The following is a 20,078-nucleotide window of genomic DNA, read 5'->3' as shown; positions in this document are numbered from 1 at the left end:
CGGGCTAGTCGACCAGCCTCTGCGCCCGCAGCTCCAGCTCGATCTCCGCAAAAATCCGCGCCAGACGCTCGGCCCATTGTTGCTGGCCGGACTGGTCGGCGATCAGATCCTGGCGGATCTCGATGCCGGTGTTGACGAGACCACGGGCTTCGCCGTGCACGGGGATGGTGTAGTCGGTGAGGTCGTCCACCGCGTAGGGCTCGTTGTCGCCGACGACGAGATCGCCCTGGCCGCGCAGATGCTTGAGCAGCAACTGCGGCAGCACGGTGTCCCGATTGTAGAGCGCGCCGATGTGCCAGGGACGCGCGACGCCGGCGTAAACGGGGGTGAAGCTGTGCAGCGACACCAGCACCGTCGGCCGCTTGTCGTGCACGCGGCGGTCGATCGCGGCATCGATATGGCGGTGATAGGGCTCGAAAATCTCGCGCCTGCGCGCTTTGCGCTCCTGCTCCGAAATTCCCTCGTTGCGCGGGATCGCGGTTGCTTCGGAAATCACGGGGATCGAGCTCATTGCGGCGGGCGGGCGGTTGCAGTCGATCACCAGCCGCGAATAGCGCTGGGCGATCAGATGTGCGCCCAGCATCTCGGCCAGCCGGTCGGCGACACCCGCGATGCCGATGTCCCAGGCGATATGCCGCGTCAGCTCGCCTCCCGCGACGCCGAGATCGCCCAGCGCAGCCGGCAGGACCCGTCCGTAGTGGTCCGAGGTGAGCAAAAAAGGCGACGTCCCTTGCGCATTCACCTCGTGCACCGGGGGGACGTCACCCTCGCCGAGGAGTTGATTGGTCGCCTCGATTGTGTCTAAAGCCATCCTGATTGCCTAATGAAACAGCAGTCACCCCGAAGAATCGGGCGGGATTGCTATAGATTGGTCCGCCCGACATCACCATGATTGCCTGACGATGCCGCTGCTGACGATTCATCACAAGACCGAATATCGCTACACCCGCCCCGTGGCGTTCGGCGAACACAGGATCATGCTGCGTCCGCGCGACGGGCATGATCTGCGCGTGCTCGACTCCAGGCTCGAGATCTCACCCGAGCCGATGTCGCTGCACTGGATCCACGACGTGTTCGGCAATTCCGTCGCGATCGCGAATTTCGACGAGCGCGCGGACGCGCTGGTCTTCGACTGGCACGTCACCGTCGAGCACAATCCGGTGGAGGAGTTCGCGCTGACGCCGGACGACTCGGCCTATTTCTATCCGTTCGCGTATGACGACGAGGAGTTTCCCGACCTCGTCCACTACATCACGCCGCAATATACCGATCCCGACGGCGAGATCGCGGAATGGGCGCGCGGCTTTCTCGACGAGGACGCGCCGACGCCGACCTTCAAGATCCTGAGCGGCATGACCCACGGCATCCGCGAGCGGTTCAAGTATCGCAAGCGCCACGAGCTGGGCACGCAGCATCCGCTCGACACCTTGCAGTCCGGTAGCGGAACCTGCCGCGACTACGCGCTGTTCATGATCGAGGCGCTGCGCCATCTCGGCTTCGCCGCACGCTTCGTCTCCGGCTACATCTTCCTGCCGGAGGATATCGAGCAGCGCCATGTCGGCGGTGGTTCGACCCATGCCTGGGTGCAGGTCTACCTGCCGAGCGCGGGCTGGATCGAGTTCGATCCGACCAATGGCATCGTCGGCACCCGCGATCTCATCCGCGTCGCGGTCGCACGCGATCCGCGCCAGGCGATCCCGCTGCACGGCGTCTATATCGGCCCTGCGGGCGCGTTCGACGCCATGGACGTGACCATCAGGGTGGTGTCGGACGAGCAACGCAGCGGCGAGGAGCTGGAAGCGGAGGTTTCGTAGCCGCTCACCGTCGTCGTCCTGGCGAAAGCCAGGACGACACTGGAATGTGTGGTGCTGTCGCTCCGCATCATTCGCAGCTATAGAGCCCCATGACCTCCAATCGTCTTTTCGTCTACGGCACGCTGATGCGCGGCTTCGACCATCCGATGGCGCGGCTGCTTGCGGGCCACGCGGATTTTTTGGGTGAAGCGACCTGCCGCGGCCGGCTCGTTCTGGTGAAGCATTATCCGGGGCTGCTGCTCTCCGATGTGCCGTCCGACCGCGTCCACGGCGAACTCTTTCACCTGCGCGTGCCCGACGAACTCTTGCGCGAGCTCGACATGTACGAGGCTTGCGGCGAGGGCTTTCCGGAGCCGACCGAATATCTGCGCAGACTGGTCGACGTGACAGACGCAGATGGCGTGACGGCACCGGCCTGGACTTACATCTACAACTGGCCCGTCACCGATCTGCCGCGCATCGAATCCGGCCGCTTCCTCGATCACTAGGCCGACAGCACTTCCTTCACCGCGCGCACGTCGACCTCGCGCTCGACATAGGTCCACTCCTCGGTCTGCCTGAGCATCGCGACCAGCTCCTCGAACAGTGAGGCGTGCGCGGGCGCGAATTCGAACCAGGTCAGGAAATCGAAGGGCCCGCCGAGGTCGCGGCAATGATAGAGCTGGCGTGCAATTGCGGGCAGGTAGCGCAGGCTGCTCGCGATGTGATGCGACTTGTCCTCGAAGATCCTGCGGCGCTCTTCCTGGGTCAGATCCCACCAGGCCTGCGACTTGCGGATCGGGATCAGGGCCGCGCTGGTTGCTTCCAGCCGGCCGAGGTCGGCCTGCACGGCAATCAGCTGCTGCTTCTCGGCGCGCTCGGTGTAGCGCAAGCTGCTCGCGGCGCCGACCAGCCGCCAGGCATTGCGCGAGGGCACGAGCGGCAGCGCGATGGCCTCGCTGTCGGTGACCGACAGCGCCGGCATGAAGGCGAGGGGCTCGCCCGTCACCGGGGAAATCAAGGTGATGCGCCAACCCCCGCTCTGGCCGCCTCGGAAGGTCCTGAACATCGCCCATGGAAGCGTGGAACCGGGGCGGGTTCAAGGCCTCTGTCACGAGCCTCCGAAGATATTGTCCGGGTCAAGCCCGCTTCTTCGGCTTCGATCTCTGCTGCATATAGGAGCGCAGCACCGCATTGATGCGTCGCTGATACCCGTCGCCCTCGCGCTTGAAGAAGTCGAGGACATCCTCGTCGACTCGGATCGAGATGGCCTTTTTCCTCGGCGGCATCACCAGCACGGCGTCCGACCAGTCGACGTCCTTGAACTCCGCCCAGTCGGGGTCATTTGCGATCGAGGCTTCCAGTTCCTCGTCCGTCATTGCATCGACACGGGCCCAATCACTATTGCCCTTGCGGCGATCTCCCCATCGACGCTTCACGATATGCTCTTTTTTCATCTGGCCTCGGACGTCGTGCTGAAATGATACGGATCGCTTTGTCTCTTCGCGTGAAGATCACTGTCAGAAGTCGGTCGTCGAGTTTTCCGATTGCGATCCACCGCTCTTCGTCGTTGCGATTCGACCGTTTGATGACGACACGTTCGTAGAAGACCTGACTGGCGTCATCGAAACTGATGCCATGCTTGATAAGATTGGCCCGGTTCTTCTCCTCGTCCCATTCAAACCCGGCAGACGCGAGAGAGCTGAAATCCGGCATTCAGCTTCTCTGTATATACAATCGTATTTTTGGATTATCAAGCCTGTGGATATGGACTGAACATATCATGAACATTAAATAAGACGTTGAAGCAAGGCCGGCGTTCGCCTTTCTGAGATGGGCGCTTATTGCGGCCGAGCTGACAGAGTTCCATTCCGCCATGCGCTTCACGCCCCAATTCCTCGACGAGCTGCGTGCCCGGCTTTCGGTCTCCGAGGTCGTGGGCAAGCGCGTCAAGCTGAAGAAGGCGGGGCGGGAGTGGAAGGGACTGTCGCCGTTCCAGCAGGAAAAGACGCCGTCCTTCTACGTCAACGACCAGAAGGGCTTTTATCACGACTTCTCCTCGGGCAAGCACGGCGACATCATCAGCTTCATGATGGAGACCGACGGCCTGCCGTTCGCGGAGGCCGTGGAGCGGCTCGCCAACATGGCGGGCCTGCCGCTGCCGGCGGTGACGCCGGATGCGGCGCGTCAGGAGCAGCGGCGCCGCTCGCTGCATGACGTCATGGATCTCGCCGCGAAATTCTTCGCCGAGACGCTGGCCTCGCGCGTCGGCGCCAAGGCGCGCGGCTATCTCGCCGACCGCGCGATCTCGCCGGCGACGCAATTGCAGTTTCGGCTGGGCTATGCGCCGCCCGATCGCTTCGCGCTGAAGGAGCATCTCGGCAAGCTCGGCGTCTCCGTCGACGACATGGTCGAGACCGGCATGCTGGTGGCCGGCAACGACATCCCGGTGCCCTACGATCGCTTCCGCGATCGCGTGATGTTTCCGATCACGGATCTGCGTGGCCGCGTCATTGCCTTCGGCGGGCGGGCGCTGGAGAAGGACGTTCCGGCCAAGTACCTGAATTCGCCGGAGACGCCGCTCTTCCACAAGGGCGACAATCTCTACAACCACCAGACGGCGCGCAAAGCCACCCATGACGGCAGCGCCCTGGTCGTGGTCGAAGGCTATGTCGACGTCATCGCCATGGTCACCGCGGGCTTTACCGGCAGCGTAGCGCCGCTCGGCACCGCGCTCACCGAAAACCAGCTCACGCTGCTCTGGAAGATGGCGGACGAGCCGATCCTCTGCTTCGACGGCGACCGCGCCGGCCAGAAGGCGGCTTATCGTGCCGCGGACCTCGCCTTGCCTTTCCTGGCGCCGGGCAAGAGTCTTCGTTTTGCGCTGCTGCCGGAGGGACAGGACCCCGACGATCTCGTGCGCTCCGGCGGTCGCGGCGCGATCGAGGAGGTGATCGCGGCGGCGCGTCCGCTCGCCGAGATGATCTGGTCGCGCGAGCTCGAAGGCGGCAATTTCGCCACGCCCGAGCGCCGTGCCGCGCTGGAGGCGCGCATCAAGGAGCTCTCCAACGGCATCCGCGACGAGGTGGTGCGGCGCTATTATCGGCAGGATCTTGCCGAGCGACTTCAGCGCGCCTTTGCCCCCGAAGGCGGGCGCGGCGGCTTTGGCGGCGGCCGTGGCAATTTCCGCCCCGGGCCCGGCGGTCGCCAGTTCCAGCCCCGCGGTGGGGGCGGCGCGAATAGATTCGGCGGCCAGGGATTTGGGGGCCGCCGCGGCCCGCCCGGTCCGATCCAGCTGCCCTCCGGACCCTACCAGGCGGCGAGCGCGCAGCTCGCGGCAAGCCCGATCATGCGCGGCCAGCGCAGCGCGATTTCCCGCCGCGAGGCCCTGATCCTGCAAATCCTGATCAACCATCCCTGGCTGCTGCACGACCATCTCGAGGAAGTCGCGGCCCTGGAGCTCGCCCATCCTGAGGTCCACAAGCTCCGGGCCGGCATCATCGCCGCCTTCGCCAACGACCATCACCATTCGCCGGACCCCGGCGAGCTGGCCGAGAAGATGCGCAGCGACCTTGAGAAGGGTGGATTTTCGCAAGCGCTTCAACGGGTTGAGGGCGGCATCACGACCGCGGCGGTGTGGGGCGCCCGCGAGGGCGCCGCACGGGACGACGTTCTCTCCACCTGGCATCAGCTGGTCGCCTTGCATCGGCAGTACCATTCACTACTTAGAGAGCTGAAAGACGCCGAGCTGGCCTTGGGGGAGGATCCCAGCGAGGCCAACATGGCGTGGCTGCGCGACGTCAAGGCTCGGATAGGCGAAGTCGACGGCACCGAGGCCCTGATCGAGGGTTTTGGCGAGCTGTCGGGCCGGTTCCAGAAGAGCGTGTGATGAAAGAATCATGCGGACGGCCGGGACCGGAACCGCTAAAAGACTCGCCAAATCCGAGGTTTGGCGGCAAAAACAGGGTTAATCGAGGCTTAACGGTCTTGTAGCACTTTGGCCACCAGGCGGCCGCAGGCAGAACAGACGCGTCAGGAATGAATCCGCGCAATTGCTGTTGGCACTACACCTGCTTCCGCTGCGACAAAGAGGCTCTACGAAGCGTTAGGCAAATCCGGCGAGTGAAAGGTCGGGGGTGGCGACAAGAGGTCCGCGCCGCCCTTTCCGTGTCGAGATCTGACGAAGCGAGAGCATCGAGCAACAGGTTCAAGTGATTTCACGCGGGCGCGGCGAACGTCTGTGTGAAACGCGTTTAGGAGCAATGGATGGCCACCAAGGCAAAGACGCTGCAGGCGAAGGACAAGGAAAAAGACGACAAGGCAGCGGACGCGCCGGAGAAGGACTCCCAGGACGCGCCCTCGCCGTTGCTCGATCTGTCCGACGCGGCCGTGAAGAAGATGATCAAGCAGGCCAAGAAGCGCGGCTTCGTGACCTTCGATCAGCTCAACGAAGTTTTGCCGTCCGACCAGACCTCGCCCGAGCAGATCGAGGACATCATGTCCATGCTCTCGGACATGGGGATCAACGTCACCGAAGCCGACGATAGCGAAGGCGAGGAAGACAAGGACGAGAGCGGCGAGGACGAGACCGACAACGAGCTCGTCGAAGTCACCCAGAAGGCCGTCACCGAGGTCAAGAAGAGCGAGCCGGGCGAGCGCACCGACGATCCCGTGCGCATGTATCTGCGCGAGATGGGCACCGTCGAGCTGCTGTCGCGCGAAGGCGAAATCGCGATTGCGAAGCGCATCGAGGCCGGCCGCGAGGCGATGATCGCAGGGCTGTGCGAAAGCCCGCTGACCTTCCAGGCCATCATCATCTGGCGCGACGAGCTCAACGAAGGCAAAATCTTCCTTCGCGACATCATCGATCTCGAAGCCACCTATGCCGGGCCCGACGCCAAGGCCGGCATGAACAATGCGATGATCGCGGGTCCCAACGGCGAGACCGGTGAAGCGACGGCCGAAGGCGGCCAGGTCACCGGCGCCGCGCCCGCGCATGTCGCGCCGCCGGCCGCACCGCCGGCGCCGACCCCGTTCCGCGCCGCGCCTGCGCCCGGCAATGCCGGCGAAGCCGCGAAGGATCCCGCGGAGTCCGCCGCCGAAGCCGACATGGACGAGGACGACGAGTTCGAGAACCAGATGTCGCTCGCGGCGATCGAGGCCGAGCTCAAGCCGAAGGTCGTCGAGATCTTCGACAAGATCGCCGATAGCTACAAGAAGCTGCGCAAGCTGCAAGAGCAGGACATCCAGAACCAGCTCGAGAGCACCTCGCACGGCCCCTCGCTCTCGCCGCACCAGGAGCGCAAATATCGCAAGCTCAAGGACGAGATCATCGTCGAGGTGAAGTCGCTGCGCCTCAACCAGGCGCGTATCGACTCACTGGTCGAGCAGCTCTACGACATCAACAAGCGCCTCGTCTCGCATGAGGGCCGCCTGATGCGCCTTGCCGACAGCCACGGCGTCGCGCGCGAAGACTTCCTGCGCAACTACACCGGCTCGGAGCTCGATCCGCGCTGGCTCAACCGTGTCTCGAAGCTCTCGGCCAAGGGCTGGAAGAACTTCGTCCATCACGAGAAGGACCGCATCAAGGACCTTCGCCACGAGGTGCATCAGCTCGCGGCGCTGACCGGCCTGGAGATCATCGAGTTCCGCAAGATCGTGCACTCGGTGCAGAAGGGCGAGCGCGAAGCCCGCCAGGCCAAGAAGGAGATGGTGGAAGCCAACCTCCGTCTCGTGATCTCGATCGCCAAGAAATACACCAACCGCGGCCTGCAGTTCCTCGACTTGATCCAGGAAGGCAACATCGGCCTGATGAAGGCGGTCGACAAGTTCGAGTACCGCCGCGGCTACAAGTTCTCGACCTACGCGACGTGGTGGATCCGGCAGGCGATCACCCGATCGATCGCCGACCAGGCGCGCACCATCCGCATCCCCGTGCACATGATCGAGACGATCAACAAGATCGTGCGCACCTCGCGCCAGATGCTCAACGAGATCGGCCGCGAGCCGACCCCGGAAGAGCTGGCCGAAAAGCTCGGCATGCCGCTGGAGAAAGTGCGAAAAGTCCTCAAAATCGCCAAGGAGCCGTTGTCGCTGGAGACACCCGTCGGTGACGAAGAGGATTCACACCTCGGCGATTTCATCGAGGACAAGAACGCGATCCTGCCGATCGACGCCGCGATCCAGTCCAACCTGCGCGAGACCACCACGCGCGTGCTGGCCTCGCTCACCCCGCGTGAAGAGCGCGTGCTGCGCATGCGCTTCGGCATCGGCATGAACACCGACCACACGCTGGAAGAAGTGGGGCAGCAGTTCTCGGTCACGAGAGAGCGTATTCGTCAGATCGAGGCGAAGGCGCTGCGGAAGTTGAAGCATCCGTCAAGGTCGCGGAAGCTGCGGAGCTTTTTGGACAATTGATCGCGAACATCGATTCAAAGCAAAACGGCGGGCCAAGGCCCGCCGTTTTTGTTTTAGCTTCCACTCTCGCCCCGTCATTGCGAGCGAAGCGAAGCAATCCATCGCGCAGCATGTGGAGACGTGGATTGCTTCGCTCCGCTCGCAAAGACGTGCACGGGACTGAGGCCTATTTCTTCTTCGCGCCGACCCGCTCGAGGTTCTTGATCTCCAGCGCCGGGCGGCCGGATTTTTCGGCGATCTCGCGGTCCTGCTCCATGATGAAGGCGCGGGCCGGCTCGTCGCCGTCGAGGCCGCCGAGCAATTCGGCGGGGACGCGCCGGTTGGAGCGTTGGGAGCCGTCTTCATAGAAGACGTTGAAAAAGGCGAATTCGCCCTTGGGATTGGTTCCGGGTTTTTTGGCCATGGCCGGCTTTTCGTCGATCAGGGGGCCATAGTCAAATGACTTTGGCAGGTTTCCGGTGGCTGGCCGCGGGCCCTGCGGCGGCAGAACCGGCTGCGCGATCGATCGACGAACCGGTTTGCGAGGCGCCTGGATGTCGAGCGGAAGCGACCAACGCTTCGTAAAACCCGATGCGCTCCTTGGAGGGCACCCTTGCCTCACCCTTGCCTCAACAAACGGCGGGCCGCGAAGCCCGCCGTTTATTTTGGTCTTCAGTGTCGCCCGGGGCTGGCGGGGCGACAACCTAGAATAGAAGTTTATAACCGGCGCCATGCCATGGCAAGGCAAATCGTTGGCGCTGCGATGTCGCAGCGAGCGCATCGGATATGCAGTGGTCGCGACATCGCGTTTCGATCAGCATCAAAGCAATTGCTTGGATGACCAAATCACTTTGTTCATATTTCCTGCTCTCGCAATGCAGCGACAGGCGCCCGTCTTGTCAGAACGCGCGTTTGCCTGCACGTATTCCCGCGTGCGTGCAGAAGTTGCGGTGCCTAACATATGCTAGTGAGTTCCGCGCTTCGCGTTGTCCCATCACATTGCTCACGCAGCACCAATCTTACGGCGCCACCAGCTCCACGCGCCGGTTGAGCGCGCGCCCGGCGTCCGAAGCGTTGGAACCGATCGGCGCCAGCAGTCCAACGCCGGCAGTGCGCAATCGCGCCTGCGCGATGCGAAAGCTCTTCACCAGTTCGGCTGCGACGGCTTCGGCGCGGCGCTTCGACAGGTCGAGATTGTATTCATAGGCGCCCTGGCTGTCGGTGTGGCCGACGATGAAGACGTTGAGCTGCGGCTGGCTCGTCAGCAGCTTTGCGATCTGCTCCAGCGTCGGGCGGCTTTCCGGTTTGAGCACGGCCTTGTCGGTGTCGAAATAGATGCCGTATAGCGCGATGTGGCCGGTCTCGCCGAGTCCCTTCGCCATCGCGGCGGCATCCACCATCTTGTTCGCGATGGCCCCGAGCTCGGCGACGGTGACCTGCGCGGTGATGTCCTGGTTGTTCTGGCTGACCAGGACGCTGGCGAAGGTCTCGCGCCCGCCCTCGGTCTTGCGGCCGGCGTAGTAACGGTAGTTGAAACCATCGACCCACATCTGCGGGACTGGCAGCGTGTCGATAGCTTCAGTAAAGGGAATGGCGCCGCACGCATCGGTGTCGCAGGCGAGCAGGGTCTCGAAGCCGGCTTTCGCAAGCTGCGTCTCGAAATTGCGCGACACTTCCAGGATCGAGGGGCCGGGATTGGTGCGATAGGCGATGCGAAAGACGCGGCCCTCGAGCCGCCGCGCATCGACGGGCTGACCGTCCCTGAAGGGAGCCGCCTGCATCCGCGCCGCGTCAAAATCCTTCATCACATAGCCGGTGATGATGCTGCCGGCGAACCGGCCGATGCCGGGATAGTCGCGGCCACCTGCCACATCGCGCGTCTGCGCGGAAGCGGCCGTCACGGTGAGGGAGAGCGATGCGAGGACGCCGAGCATGCGGCGCGACATGGACATAGACATGGTCATCTCGATCGGTTGAGGAGGGGGCGAGCGCATTTGATTTGTCGCAGGCAGGCAGCAATCGGTTCTGGCGAGGATTTGCCGCTTTGACGCGAATCCGGTTCCCGGGCATGATCACGCGCTGCCTTCCCCGCTCATTCCCTGTAGGATTCATCCGAATGTCGAAATACGCCTTGGCCATCGCCGTCATCGCCTGTCTGGCCGGCGGATCGGCGCAAGCCGCGCGCTGCGGCGGCGACTTCAATAGCTTTGTCGCCAGCATGACCTCGGAAGCGCAAGCTGCCGGCGTCTCGGCGGGCGTGACCAGCGCGGCGCTCAGCGGTGTGCAGCAGGACGGCGCGGTGCTCGCCTTCGACCGGCGCCAGCGCTACACCTTCAACAAGAGCTTTGAGCAGTATGTCTCGACCCGCGTCGGCCCCGGCCGCATCAATGGCGGCCGTGCGATGTTGCAGCGCCACGCCGCGTTGCTCTCACGCATCGAGCAGCAGTTCGGCGTGCCCCGCTACATCCTGGTCGCGATCTGGGGGCTGGAGAGCGATTTCGGCAAGGGCGACATCGGCAAGCTGCCGGTGATCCGCACGCTGGCGACGCTTGCGCATGACTGCCGCCGCACGGAGCTGTTCCAGGGCGAGCTGCTCGCCGCTCTGAAGATCGTGCAGCGCGGCGACCTGCCGCTGCGCGACCTGATCGGCGCCTATGCCGGCGAGATCGGCCAGACCCAGTTCCTGCCGTCCTCCTACATCAAGTACGGCGTCGATTTCGACGGCGACGGCCACGTCGATCTCCGCCACAGCGTCCCCGACGTGCTCGCCTCGACCGCGAACCTGCTCCACACCAGCGGCTTCAAGATGGGCCAGCCCTACGGCGAAGGCACCGCCAATTTCGAGGCCATGCGCGAATGGAACAGGGCGGTGATCTATCGCAAGACGATCGGGTATTTTGCCGATCGGCTGGCGGGGCAGTGACGCGGTGATGTCTCTCCGCCGTCGTCCTGGCGAAAGCCAGGACCCATTACCCCAGGCGGGACTTGTTACAACGACTCACAGTCACATGCTGAGTAACTGCCAGTCTTCGCCAAACTGAATTCGGTGGCTATGGGTCCTGGCTTTCGCCAGGACGACGGTGAAATTCGATGGCGCCGCTCATTTCCCCTTCGCCATCCTCTCCAGCTTGCGCTGCAACGGCGCCCAGTACGTTGCCGGGCGGAAGCGCTGCAGGAGGTCCATGAAGCGGGCGTCGTTGCCGATCAGGATGCGCGGCTCGTTTCTCTCGATGCCCTTGATGATGCGCAGCGCGGCGTCTCTCGGCGTGGTCTTTGCCGCGTTCTCGAACCGCTCGATCGATTGCGACCGGCGCGCATTGTCGGTGACGCCGACCCCTGTGCGCGAATTGCGGGCGATGGCGGTGGCGACGCCGCCGGGATGCACCACCGACAGCCTGACAGGGCTGCCCGCCACCACTAGCTCGTGCCGCACGCTCTCGGAAAAGCCGCGCACCGCGAACTTCGCCGCGGCATAGGCTGACTGTCCCGGCGGGGCGATGATGCCGAAGATCGAGGACAGGTTGACGATGTGCGCCTCGCCCAGCGTCTTCAGATGCGGCAGGAAGGCGCGCGTGCCGTGCACCACGCCCCAGAAATTGATGTCGAACAGCCAGTCCATCTGCGCCTGGTCGATCTCCTCGAACGAGCCCATCAGCGCCACGCCGGCATTGTTGACGACGATGCCGAGCGCGGGATGTGTGGTGGTCGCCTCACGCGCGAACTGCGCGATGTCGTCGGGCTCGCCGACGTCGACGCGATGCAGGCTGATCTTGCATGCGGCGCCGATCTCGGCCGCGAGCGTCTTCAGCCCGGCCTCGTCGCGATCGGCGAGCGCGAGATCGCAGCCGCGCCGCGCAAGCTCGATCGCCAGCGCGCGGCCGATGCCGCTTGCCGCTCCGGTGATGGCGGCGGCGCCGCGGATTGCTGTCATGATGATCCCCCGTCGAGCCTCTCGAAGGGAACTATGATTTACATTTTTTCATATTGGAACCGAACCGCATCGCTGTTCCCACCTTAACCTACGTTACTTGATGAAGACAGGCAGCATTGGGAGCCGCCGATGGGACAAGCACAGCCATTTCGGGCCACCGCACTGATCGTGGAAGACGACCTCATGCAGAGGGAGATGCTCAGTCTTCTTCTCGAAGAAAGCGGCTACGACGTCATTCAGTGCGAGAGCGCCGAGGCGGCCGAGCTTGTATTGGAGAAGAGGGCCGGCGCGCTCTGCCTGATGATGACCGACGTCCAGCTTGCGGGCCGCATGAACGGCGTCGAGCTCGCCCACGTCGCCAAGGACCGCAACCCCAGGCTCGACATCATCGTCACCTCCGGCCGCCCCTTGATGCAGGCCCTGCCTGACGGCGCGAAATTCTGGGCCAAACCCTGGGCCCCGCTCGACGTGCTCCGCGAGGCCGAGATCGCGCAACTGTCCTGAAGGCGATCCCGCGGGGCCGCTTTCGTGGTCCGGGGTACGGTGATAAGGTCTGTCCATGACCTTGTCCTTCCTGCTCACCTCGCTGATCGTCGTCGCCTCGCCCGGCACGGGCGTGCTCTACACGCTGGCCGCCGCGCTGACCCGCGGCTCGCGCGCGAGCATCGCGGCCGCCTTCGGCTGCACCCTTGGAATCGTGCCACACATGATGGCCGCGATGCTGGGGCTTGCCGCCGTGCTCCACACCAGCGCGCTCGCCTTCGCCGCACTGAAATGGTGCGGCGTCGCCTATCTGCTCTACATGTCCTGGCAGGCGCTACGCGAGACCGGGGCACTGGCGGTCGACGGCGAGATCCGCGAGCGTTCGGCTGGCCGGGTGATCGTGACCGGCTTCCTGATCAACATCCTCAATCCAAAACTGTCGATCTTCTTCCTGGCCTTCCTGCCGCAGTTCATCGCCGCGGACGAGGGCCATGTGCTGGCGCGAATGCTGGAATTGAGCGGCGCCTTCATGGCGATGACGTTTGCGGTGTTCGTGGTCTACGGGCTCTGCGCTGCCTCGGTGCGCGAGCGCGTCATCTCCAGACCGCGCGTCATGGCCTGGCTGCGCCGGAGTTTTGCCGCCGGCTTCGCCGCGCTCGGCGCCAAGCTGGCGTTCGCGGAGCGGTAGGCTTCTCCAGCCAATAAACGCGCGAGCCAATAAAAAAGCGGGCCTTGCGCCCGCCGTCTTCAAACTCAGAACTCTTGCCCGACGCCCGGGCGGAGCGAGCTCCACCCGGGCAAAGAATAAGAAGCCTCGTTACTTCTTCTTCGCTGCCTTCTTGGCCTTCTTCTTCGTCGCCTTCTTCGCCTTCTTCGCTTTCTTAGCCATAGGATCCTCTTCAGGGTTAATGGTGAAACGCGACACGAGGGATGCTCGGCGGAGGGCCAGCCTCGCAACATCCTCGACGACGAACTCAGCAGATTCGCGCGCTTCTGCCCCGCGCTGTCACATCCGTGTCATCGCGTTATCCACAGCTCAGATGCATTTTCGGGTGATTTTGGTTCGCGAATCCGCTTCGCCGGCATGCCTAACGATCCGACAATGCGCTGGCCGTTCATGAATCCAAAACCAAAGGCATGTTTTCGCGGATCGCAGTGAGACTCCGTTAAGCGCGTCGGTCGCATTGTCCCCGCAAGAAAACGGGGACGGGTCATGGACGGACAGCTGGCAGGGACGGAGGGCGCGACGCTGCGCTTGTGGCGCGCGCCATGCTGAACGTGCCGACACTCTGGACCGTGTTCGTCGTCAACTTCCTGGCGCTCGGCCTGATCTGGGCCTACGTGACGCGCTCCTATCCGAAATTCGCGGCCGCGCGGTTCTGGATGGCATCGTGCTTCGTCGGCGCGACCGGCACGATGGCGGCCTTGATCCGCCTTTTCGTCGTTTCGCCTGTCCCGCTGCTGCTCGGAGCCGTCGGCATCATCGCCGCGAGCTGCCTTGCCGCCATGGGCATTCAGCGTTTCTACGGCCAGCCGGTGTCCTGGCGCTTCATGGCCGCGACGGGAATTCTCAGCCTCGGCGGCGTATTGTTCTTCATGGTCGCATACGATCACATGCAGCTGCGCATGCTCAGCTACTCGCTCGGCCAGGCGCTGCCGCTGGCGCTGTCGCTGCGTTTGCTGCTCTCGCCGCCGGAAGGCCGCGCCAGCCCGGGAGCCCGGCTCTCCGGCATCGTGATCATCACCATCATCGCGATCTTCGCGGCCCGTGCGATCGGCAATCTGCTTGGCGGCGATTTCTCGTCGGTCGCCGGGGGGCAGTCTCATGCCGTCATGGTGCTGGGCCTCCTGTTCCTGTCGATGACGCTCAATTTCGGCTTCCTGCTGATGGCGATGGACCGCCTGCGCAACGAGGTTGCCGACCTCGCACTGCTCGACGATCTCACCGGTGTCGCCAACCGGCGGCACTTGTTGCAGCGGCTGGGTGAAGAATGCGCCCGCTCGGAGCGCAGCAACGAACCGTTCTCGCTGCTGGTGATTGATCTCGACGGCTTCAAGACGATCAACGACACCCATGGCCATGCCGCGGGCGATGCCTGCCTCCAGCACTTCACTTTGATGGCGCAGACGCGCTTGAGGCCCGGCGACATGCTCGCCCGCACCGGCGGCGACGAATTCTGCGTCGTGCTGCCGTCATCGACCTTGCGCGAGGCGGCTGCGATCGCCCGCCGCGTGCTCGAGGTCTGCCGCCAGGATGCCGTCACCTGCACCGGCATCGACATTCCGATCGCGATCTCGATCGGGGTGGCGCAGTGGGACCGCGGCGTCGGCCAGTTTCCGGACCGGCTGATCGCGCATGCCGACCACGCCCTCTATGCGGCCAAGAAGAACGGCAAGAACGACTTTGCCGTCCACGATCCGGCGCCGCCGCTCGTGCCTGACCCGATCGGTCCAGGCGAGGCCTTGCGCAAATTCGCGTAAGGGCGTGCTAACGTCAGGTCCGCACTGGACCCGCATCATGATCTCCCGCCTGCTTGCGGCCGTTCTCGCCGCTCTCATTCTGATCGCACCCGCCGCCGCGACCGACGCCGAGCTCGCCAAGCTCGCGCGCGCCTCCGGCACGCCCGACATTCCCGGCCTGAAGATGGTGTGGCTGGCGCCATGGGGCGATGTCGGCAGCGCAAAACCCTGGCGCAACATCATCGTGCACCAGACCGAGGGACCGGCAGGCTCGGCGCGCGGCGGCGCGCAAGAGCAAGCGAAGAATCCCACGCGTCGCGGCGTCACATTGTGGGTGGAGACCGACGGCACCGTCTATTGGGCGGTCGCGGAAAACCTGGTGCCGACCCATGGCGACGGCGCCAACCGCAACGACAACAAGTACATCGACAACAAGCCGACCTATCGCCAGGTGGTGCGCGACAATTCGATCGGCGTCGAGTTCGCCGGCAACTATCCCGACGTCACCACGGGCCCGACCGCGGCGCAGGTCGCGGCGTGGAAGCTCCTCGTCCAGATCCTGCGCGCGCGCTACGGCATCCCGCTCGACCACGTCTATGCGCACAACTGGATCGACTACAAGGACGCCCGCTATTGCGAAGGCTGCTGGCTCGCGACGCTGGCGCGGGTTTGGGCGGAGTAGAGGGCGCGCCGGCGGTAGTCTTTTCCCTTCTCCCCCTGCGGGAGAAGGTGGCGCGAAGCGCCGGATGAGGGGTTGTCTCCGCGAATGACGATGAGAGAGGCGTGCTCGCGGAGGCAACCCCTCACCCGTCTCGCTTCGCGAGCCACCCTCTCCCGCAAGGGGAGAGGGGAAAGCAGCTACACCGGCTCCGACATCCACCCGAACAGCCGCCGGATCAATCCCGGCCGCCGCGGCATCTCCGGCGGGCCGTCCGCCGCCAGCACGCGTTTGAAGAAGTAGTCCAGGAACACCATGTCGTTCGGCTCGGTGACGGTGAATGTCTCGTCGCCGAAATAGACGCTGTAATTGAAGAAGAACGGGCCCATGAGCGGGATGCTCGCGGTCGAGGCGTAGTCCTTCGAGATCACGAACTCCGACGGCTCGAGTCCGTGCTCGCGCATCGCCTGCTCCACCAGCGGCAGCTTGCGCATGAACTGGGCGGAGAAGCCGCCGACGGTGGATTGCAGGATGATCGACACGCTGCGTGTCCGTTCTCTTGATGCTGCCGGCCCGATGCTTTTGGTCGCTCGACCGGCAGCGCCGGTTCAAGATGCCTGGTCCGCGTCCCCGCGAACATGCTGCACCTCACACGCAAAAAAAAGCCGGCGTTGCCGCCGGCTTTCTGTCTCTCGTCGATCCGCCAATCTCTGGCGCTAGAAACCCGCGCTTAGAGCGCGGCTTCCAGCGCGGCCTGTTCGGCCTTTGCGATCGTGCCCTTGACCGCGGACTGCACCTTCTCGAAAGCGCGGACCTCGATCTGGCGGACGCGCTCGCGCGACACGCCGAACTCGGCAGCAAGGTCTTCCAGCGTCATCGGCTCATCGGCGAGGCGGCGCGCCTCGAAGATGCGGCGTTCGCGCGGGTTGAGCACGCCCATGGCGCCGTTCAGGGCGTCACGGCGGTGATCATACTCCTCGTGCTCGGCCAGCATGGCTTCCTGGTTGGGCGAATTGTCGACCAGCCAGTCCTGCCATTCGCCGGCTTCGCCGTCGTCGCGGATCGGCGCGTTGAGCGACGCGTCGCCACCGAGGCGGCGGTTCATGTCGACCACGTCCTGGGCCGTGACGCCGAGACGCTTGGCAATGATGGCCACCTGGTCGGGGCGGAGATCGCCTTCGTCCAGCGCGGAAATCTTGCTCTTCGCCTTGCGCAGGTTGAAGAACAGCTTCTTCTGGTTCGCGGTGGTGCCCATCTTTACAAGCGACCACGAACGCAGGATGTACTCTTGAATCGACGCCTTGATCCACCACATCGCGTAGGTAGCGAGACGGAAGCCCTTCTCGGGCTCGAACCGCTTCACTGCCTGCATCAGGCCGACATTGCCTTCCGAGACGACCTCGGAGATCGGCAGGCCGTAGCCGCGATAGCCCATGGCGATCTTGGCCACGAGCCGGAGATGGCTGGTGACGAGTTGGTGCGCGGCGTCACGATCATCGTGCTCGCGCCAACGCTTGGCGAGCATGTATTCCTGCTGGGGTTCCAGCATCGGAAACTTGCGGATCTCGCCGAGGTAACGGGAAAGGCCGGATTCGCCATTAAGGACCGGCAGGGTAGCTGTACGGGCCATAGTGCGCCCTCCAAACAGGTTCAGGCCCCCGATAGCGGCGGGCCAGGCAGACGACCGCTTGGTTAAAGCCGATCGGTGCTGCGATGTTCCGCGTTGGTCTTCAACGCAAGCGCAATATACCCCATCGGGAGGCAAAAAGGGAAGGATTGCTGACGTCACGTCCCCGTGTGGCAGCTATAACTTTTTGTAATGTAAAGCATTTCTGAAGCGGCCTGCGTCATTGCGCCGCTTTCAGGGCCCCCTGAAGGAGAAGCAAATCCTCCGGCAGAGGCGTCTCCCAGTGAACTAATTCTCCACTTCTCGGGTGCTCCAATACCAGCAGGTAAGCGTGCAGGGCCTGCCGCCCCAGCGCGGCGAGGGCGGCCTGCGACTCAGGCGCCAGCTGGTTCGCCTTGGTCTTGAAATGCGGGCCGTAGACGGCGTCGCCCATCAGGGGGTGGCCGATATGGGCGAGGTGGACGCGGATCTGGTGGGTGCGCCCGGTCTCGAGCTCGCAGGCGAGCAGCGTCGCGATCGGCTTGCCGTCACGCCCGTTAAAACTCTCCAGCAGCTCCCAATGCGTCACCGCCTCGCGGCCGCCCTGGCGCACCGCCATCTTCTCGCGCGCATGCGGGTGGCGGTCGATCGGCGCGTCCACGGTGCCGCGGTGGCGGCCCGGCAGCCCCCAGGCGAAGGCCATGTAGCCGCGCCGCATCGGCCCGGTGCGGCCGTGGTCGGCGAACTGCGCGGTGAGCGAGGCATGCGCGAGGTCGTTCTTGGCGACCACCATCAGCCCGGTGGTGTCCTTGTCCAGCCGGTGCACGATGCCGGGCCGGCGGACGCCACCGATGCCCGACAGTGATGAGCCGCAATGGGCGATCAGCGCGTTCACCAGCGTGCCGGTCTCGTGTCCCGCCGCGGGATGCACCACCAGCCCCTTCGGCTTGTTGAGGACGACGATGTCGTCGTCCTCGAACACGATGTCGAGGGCGATATCCTCGCCTTTCGGCTCCGGCGCGGCCGCTTCCGGCACGTCGATTGTGATCGTATCGCCGGAGGCGACGTGATAAGCGGGGTCCCGGATCGCGGCGTCCCTGAGGCTCACCGCGCCCGCCAGAATCAGGGCTTTCAGCCTCGATCGCGACAGCTCGGCAAGGTGCACCGCCAGCACGCGGTCGAGCCGGGTCGAGCCCTCGGAGCCCTCGACGACCACCTCCAACCTTTGCGCAGAGCCAGAATTTTCCATGACGACGTCTGATACCGTTGTTCCCGAACCGAGCCCCGAGCAGGCCGCGCTGTTCGCGCGGGTGCGGCGGATGATGCTGATCGCGGGGTTGACCACGGCGCTGGCAATCTGCGCCGTGCTGATCGCGGTGGGCTACCGCCTTTTCAAGTCCGAGGGAAGGGCGCCCGAGCCTGTCGGCGATGTCACCGCAACTCTACCGAAGGGCGCCAAAATCGTCTCGAGCGGCGTCGCCGGCGACCGGCTCGTGATCACGCTCGACATTGGCGGCGTCACCGAGATCCGCACCTTCGATGCCCATACTCTGAGGCCGGCCGGAAAGCTGAAATTCGCCAATGAGCCGTAAGGCGGGGGCTGGGGCGCGGAACTCGCCGCCATCGTCGTCCTGGCGAAAGCCAGGACCCATAACCACCGAATCCGGTTGCACGAACGAGATCGTCGTTCCGATTTGCCTTAACCACGCTCATTCGGGGTAATGGGTCCTGGCATTCGCCAGGACGACGCCGATTGCGCGTCTAAAACCCCTCGATCCCCGCTTGCCGCCGGCAAAATTCGAGGCTATGTCCTCTCCCTCACGCTCCCTTCGTCTAGCGGTTAGGACGCGGCCCTCTCAAGGCTGAAACAGGGGTTCGATTCCCCTAGGGAGCGCCATTTTCTTAATTCGATCTGCCCCCGTTTGGCGATTGACTGTTCCGCCCACAGGGTGAGGCTGTGGCACTTGCCATCAATATCCGGGCCGACCACGTCTCCGCTGGCGAGATCGAACAGCTGTGGGATCAGGTTGGAGCGTTCGAGGTCGAGCCATCGATGCGTGCGCTAGGCTACCGGCCACATTTCACGTTTGCGATCTACGATTCCCCTGGCATCAGCGAGAAGATCGCATGGGACGCCATGGTGGCGGCCGTTGCCGGCGAAACGCAATTGCGCATCGAGTTCAAACGTATTCGCTGGTTCGAAGGCTCGCCACTCGTGCTCTGGGCGGAGCCGATTTCCAATAAGGCGCTAACCTGCATCCACCGCTCTATCAGCGCCGCAATCGACCCGGCACATTGTCGTCCTCATTACCGGCCGGGAACGTGGACGCCGCATTGCACGCTCGGCACGCGTATCGCCGATGAATGTCGCGGTGACGCTTTCGCATTCGCACGTTCATTCGATCGACGAATTGAAGTGTTGTTCGATGTGGTGGATTGCGTCGCCTTTCCGCCGGTGCGGATCATCTCCGAGGAGAGACTGCCGTCGTAGTTGGCCGTCACGCGACTCATGCCGCCTTGTAAGCCGCGATCTTCTTGATTTGTGGTGCGAGCACGTCTTCGGCCGTTTCGAGGTCGAAGCGCGCCTGCATGTTCATCCAGAACGCCGCGCCGGTCTTGAAGAACTTGCCGAGCCGCAGCGCTGTATCGGCGGTGACGGGCTTTTCCTCGCGCGCAATACGCTCGATCCTCGTGCGGGGCACGTTCAGAGCGGCCGCGACCGAGTAGGTGTCAGCTTGAGCGGAACGAGAA

General features: G+C 64.1%; 22 protein-coding genes and 1 tRNA gene. 12 read left to right on the top strand and 11 right to left on the bottom strand.

All coding sequences use genetic code 11. The features are described 5' to 3' along the window. Positions 1-4 precede the first annotated feature (4 nt). Positions 5-811: an N-formylglutamate amidohydrolase gene (locus tag AC0L2F_RS00420; protein ID WP_063993871.1), complete on the bottom strand. Its 807-nt coding sequence runs from the start codon at positions 809-811 to the stop codon at positions 5-7. A 91-nt stretch (positions 812-902) separates the two neighbouring features. Here AC0L2F_RS00420 and AC0L2F_RS00415 point away from each other — a divergent pair, with 91 nt between their 5' ends. Then, positions 903-1,814, top strand: coding sequence for a transglutaminase family protein (locus tag AC0L2F_RS00415; RefSeq protein WP_063993870.1), 912 nt, complete (start codon positions 903-905; stop codon positions 1,812-1,814). An 89-nt stretch (positions 1,815-1,903) separates the two neighbouring features. Then, a complete protein-coding gene (locus AC0L2F_RS00410; RefSeq protein WP_473247133.1) occupies positions 1,904-2,302 on the top strand; it encodes a gamma-glutamylcyclotransferase family protein in 399 nt (132 codons plus the stop codon). Here the strand turns inward: AC0L2F_RS00410 and AC0L2F_RS00405 are convergent. The 3 genes from AC0L2F_RS00405 to AC0L2F_RS00395 form a co-directional block, all read right to left on the bottom strand. Beyond that, positions 2,299-2,862 (bottom strand): chlorite dismutase family protein, encoded by a 564-nt coding sequence (locus AC0L2F_RS00405; protein WP_473247132.1) that lies wholly within the window; start codon positions 2,860-2,862, stop codon positions 2,299-2,301. The genes AC0L2F_RS00410 and AC0L2F_RS00405 overlap by 4 nt on opposite strands. A 70-nt stretch (positions 2,863-2,932) precedes the next feature. Then, positions 2,933-3,172 carry a BrnA antitoxin family protein gene (locus AC0L2F_RS00400; RefSeq protein ID WP_245313474.1) on the bottom strand — a complete coding sequence of 80 codons (240 nt, stop codon included), beginning with the start codon at positions 3,170-3,172 and terminating at the stop codon, positions 2,933-2,935. A gap of 22 nt (positions 3,173-3,194) precedes the next feature. Next, positions 3,195-3,509 (bottom strand): BrnT family toxin, encoded by a 315-nt coding sequence (locus tag AC0L2F_RS00395; protein WP_473247131.1) that lies wholly within the window; start codon positions 3,507-3,509, stop codon positions 3,195-3,197. 160 nt (positions 3,510-3,669) lie between these two features. On the opposite strand from AC0L2F_RS00395, the gene dnaG reads away from it, so the two are divergent. Both dnaG and rpoD read left to right on the top strand, forming a co-directional pair. Continuing rightward, positions 3,670-5,682 carry a DNA primase gene (gene dnaG, locus AC0L2F_RS00390; protein WP_473247130.1) on the top strand — a complete coding sequence of 671 codons (2,013 nt, stop codon included), beginning with the start codon at positions 3,670-3,672 and terminating at the stop codon, positions 5,680-5,682. 377 nt (positions 5,683-6,059) lie between these two features. Beyond that, on the top strand, positions 6,060-8,210 hold the full coding sequence (gene rpoD, locus AC0L2F_RS00385) for an RNA polymerase sigma factor RpoD (protein WP_007614644.1): 2,151 nt from the start codon (positions 6,060-6,062) through the stop codon (positions 8,208-8,210). 166 nt (positions 8,211-8,376) lie between these two features. On the opposite strand, the gene AC0L2F_RS00380 is transcribed toward rpoD, so the two are convergent. Both AC0L2F_RS00380 and AC0L2F_RS00375 read right to left on the bottom strand, forming a co-directional pair. Then, complete coding sequence (locus AC0L2F_RS00380) at positions 8,377-8,613, bottom strand: hypothetical protein (RefSeq protein ID WP_007596614.1); 237 nt, start codon at positions 8,611-8,613, stop codon at positions 8,377-8,379. A gap of 595 nt (positions 8,614-9,208) precedes the next feature. Next, positions 9,209-10,147: an OmpA family protein gene (locus AC0L2F_RS00375; RefSeq protein WP_473247129.1), complete on the bottom strand. Its 939-nt coding sequence runs from the start codon at positions 10,145-10,147 to the stop codon at positions 9,209-9,211. 158 nt (positions 10,148-10,305) lie between these two features. On the opposite strand from AC0L2F_RS00375, the gene AC0L2F_RS00370 reads away from it, so the two are divergent. Continuing rightward, a complete protein-coding gene (locus AC0L2F_RS00370) occupies positions 10,306-11,112 on the top strand; it encodes a lytic murein transglycosylase (RefSeq protein WP_007614641.1) in 807 nt (268 codons plus the stop codon). Between the two features lie 177 nt (positions 11,113-11,289). On the opposite strand, the gene AC0L2F_RS00365 is transcribed toward AC0L2F_RS00370, so the two are convergent. Next, a complete protein-coding gene (locus AC0L2F_RS00365; protein ID WP_473247128.1) occupies positions 11,290-12,120 on the bottom strand; it encodes an SDR family NAD(P)-dependent oxidoreductase in 831 nt (276 codons plus the stop codon). A 129-nt stretch (positions 12,121-12,249) separates the two neighbouring features. On the opposite strand from AC0L2F_RS00365, the gene AC0L2F_RS00360 reads away from it, so the two are divergent. The 4 genes from AC0L2F_RS00360 to AC0L2F_RS00345 all read left to right on the top strand — a co-directional run bounded on the left by AC0L2F_RS00360 (position 12,250) and on the right by AC0L2F_RS00345 (position 15,745). Next, positions 12,250-12,624, top strand: coding sequence for a response regulator (locus AC0L2F_RS00360; RefSeq protein WP_007614637.1), 375 nt, complete (start codon positions 12,250-12,252; stop codon positions 12,622-12,624). Between the two features lie 55 nt (positions 12,625-12,679). Beyond that, complete coding sequence (locus tag AC0L2F_RS00355) at positions 12,680-13,291, top strand: LysE family translocator (RefSeq protein ID WP_007614635.1); 612 nt, start codon at positions 12,680-12,682, stop codon at positions 13,289-13,291. A gap of 581 nt (positions 13,292-13,872) precedes the next feature. Further along, positions 13,873-15,084, top strand: a complete 1,212-nt coding sequence (locus AC0L2F_RS00350; protein ID WP_473247127.1) for a GGDEF domain-containing protein — start codon at positions 13,873-13,875, stop codon at positions 15,082-15,084. A gap of 34 nt (positions 15,085-15,118) precedes the next feature. Then, a complete protein-coding gene (locus AC0L2F_RS00345) occupies positions 15,119-15,745 on the top strand; it encodes a peptidoglycan recognition protein family protein (RefSeq protein ID WP_473247451.1) in 627 nt (208 codons plus the stop codon). A gap of 176 nt (positions 15,746-15,921) precedes the next feature. On the opposite strand, the gene AC0L2F_RS00340 is transcribed toward AC0L2F_RS00345, so the two are convergent. The 3 genes from AC0L2F_RS00340 to AC0L2F_RS00330 form a co-directional block, all read right to left on the bottom strand. Further along, the gene (locus AC0L2F_RS00340) at positions 15,922-16,263 is read right to left on the bottom strand and encodes a hypothetical protein (RefSeq protein WP_007614624.1); all 342 of its coding nucleotides are present in this window, start codon (positions 16,261-16,263) and stop codon (positions 15,922-15,924) included. Between the two features lie 188 nt (positions 16,264-16,451). Next, a complete protein-coding gene (gene rpoH / locus AC0L2F_RS00335) occupies positions 16,452-17,351 on the bottom strand; it encodes an RNA polymerase sigma factor RpoH (protein WP_007596598.1) in 900 nt (299 codons plus the stop codon). Between the two features lie 217 nt (positions 17,352-17,568). Continuing rightward, positions 17,569-18,576: an RluA family pseudouridine synthase gene (locus tag AC0L2F_RS00330; protein ID WP_473247126.1), complete on the bottom strand. Its 1,008-nt coding sequence runs from the start codon at positions 18,574-18,576 to the stop codon at positions 17,569-17,571. On the opposite strand from AC0L2F_RS00330, the gene AC0L2F_RS00325 reads away from it, so the two are divergent. The 3 genes from AC0L2F_RS00325 to AC0L2F_RS00315 all read left to right on the top strand — a co-directional run bounded on the left by AC0L2F_RS00325 (position 18,575) and on the right by AC0L2F_RS00315 (position 19,818). Beyond that, entirely contained in the window at positions 18,575-18,919 is a 345-nt protein-coding gene (locus tag AC0L2F_RS00325) for a hypothetical protein (protein WP_473247125.1), read from the top strand. The two genes, AC0L2F_RS00330 and AC0L2F_RS00325, sit on opposite strands and share 2 nt — an antisense overlap. Before the next feature lie 230 nt (positions 18,920-19,149). Then, a tRNA-Glu gene (locus AC0L2F_RS00320) sits at positions 19,150-19,224 on the top strand. 60 nt (positions 19,225-19,284) lie between these two features. Beyond that, positions 19,285-19,818 (top strand): 2'-5' RNA ligase family protein, encoded by a 534-nt coding sequence (locus AC0L2F_RS00315; protein WP_473247124.1) that lies wholly within the window; start codon positions 19,285-19,287, stop codon positions 19,816-19,818. A gap of 16 nt (positions 19,819-19,834) precedes the next feature. On the opposite strand, the gene AC0L2F_RS00310 is transcribed toward AC0L2F_RS00315, so the two are convergent. Further along, the gene (locus AC0L2F_RS00310; protein ID WP_473247123.1) at positions 19,835-20,029 is read right to left on the bottom strand and encodes a HigA family addiction module antitoxin; all 195 of its coding nucleotides are present in this window, start codon (positions 20,027-20,029) and stop codon (positions 19,835-19,837) included. Between the last annotated feature and the right edge of the window lie 49 nt (positions 20,030-20,078).

The sequence above is a fragment of the Bradyrhizobium sp. Ken64 genome, assembly GCF_055807555.1.
Note: the sequence above shows the minus strand (reverse complement) of the source record. Positions and strands in the feature narration are given on the sequence as shown.

Excerpts from the sequence above, each read along its gene's own strand:
- AC0L2F_RS00415 (WP_063993870.1), top strand. The coding sequence starts at position 903 with ATGCCGCTGCTGACGATTCATCACAAGACCGAATATCGCTACACCCGC.
- AC0L2F_RS00330 (WP_473247126.1), bottom strand. The coding sequence starts at position 18,576 with ATGGAAAATTCTGGCTCTGCGCAAAGGTTGGAGGTGGTCGTCGAGGGC.
- AC0L2F_RS00370 (WP_007614641.1), top strand. The coding sequence starts at position 10,306 with ATGTCGAAATACGCCTTGGCCATCGCCGTCATCGCCTGTCTGGCCGGC.
- dnaG (WP_473247130.1), top strand. The coding sequence starts at position 3,670 with ATGCGCTTCACGCCCCAATTCCTCGACGAGCTGCGTGCCCGGCTTTCG.
- AC0L2F_RS00350 (WP_473247127.1), top strand. The coding sequence starts at position 13,873 with ATGCTGAACGTGCCGACACTCTGGACCGTGTTCGTCGTCAACTTCCTG.
- AC0L2F_RS00380 (WP_007596614.1), bottom strand. The coding sequence starts at position 8,613 with ATGGCCAAAAAACCCGGAACCAATCCCAAGGGCGAATTCGCCTTTTTC.
- AC0L2F_RS00325 (WP_473247125.1), top strand. The coding sequence starts at position 18,575 with ATGACGACGTCTGATACCGTTGTTCCCGAACCGAGCCCCGAGCAGGCC.
- AC0L2F_RS00410 (WP_473247133.1), top strand. The coding sequence starts at position 1,904 with ATGACCTCCAATCGTCTTTTCGTCTACGGCACGCTGATGCGCGGCTTC.
- AC0L2F_RS00360 (WP_007614637.1), top strand. The coding sequence starts at position 12,250 with ATGGGACAAGCACAGCCATTTCGGGCCACCGCACTGATCGTGGAAGAC.
- AC0L2F_RS00375 (WP_473247129.1), bottom strand. The coding sequence starts at position 10,147 with ATGTCTATGTCCATGTCGCGCCGCATGCTCGGCGTCCTCGCATCGCTC.
- rpoH (WP_007596598.1), bottom strand. The coding sequence starts at position 17,351 with ATGGCCCGTACAGCTACCCTGCCGGTCCTTAATGGCGAATCCGGCCTT.
- AC0L2F_RS00365 (WP_473247128.1), bottom strand. The coding sequence starts at position 12,120 with ATGACAGCAATCCGCGGCGCCGCCGCCATCACCGGAGCGGCAAGCGGC.
- rpoD (WP_007614644.1), top strand. The coding sequence starts at position 6,060 with ATGGCCACCAAGGCAAAGACGCTGCAGGCGAAGGACAAGGAAAAAGAC.
- AC0L2F_RS00420 (WP_063993871.1), bottom strand. The coding sequence starts at position 811 with ATGGCTTTAGACACAATCGAGGCGACCAATCAACTCCTCGGCGAGGGT.
- AC0L2F_RS00395 (WP_473247131.1), bottom strand. The coding sequence starts at position 3,509 with ATGCCGGATTTCAGCTCTCTCGCGTCTGCCGGGTTTGAATGGGACGAG.
- AC0L2F_RS00355 (WP_007614635.1), top strand. The coding sequence starts at position 12,680 with ATGACCTTGTCCTTCCTGCTCACCTCGCTGATCGTCGTCGCCTCGCCC.
- AC0L2F_RS00405 (WP_473247132.1), bottom strand. The coding sequence starts at position 2,862 with ATGTTCAGGACCTTCCGAGGCGGCCAGAGCGGGGGTTGGCGCATCACC.
- AC0L2F_RS00400 (WP_245313474.1), bottom strand. The coding sequence starts at position 3,172 with ATGACGGACGAGGAACTGGAAGCCTCGATCGCAAATGACCCCGACTGG.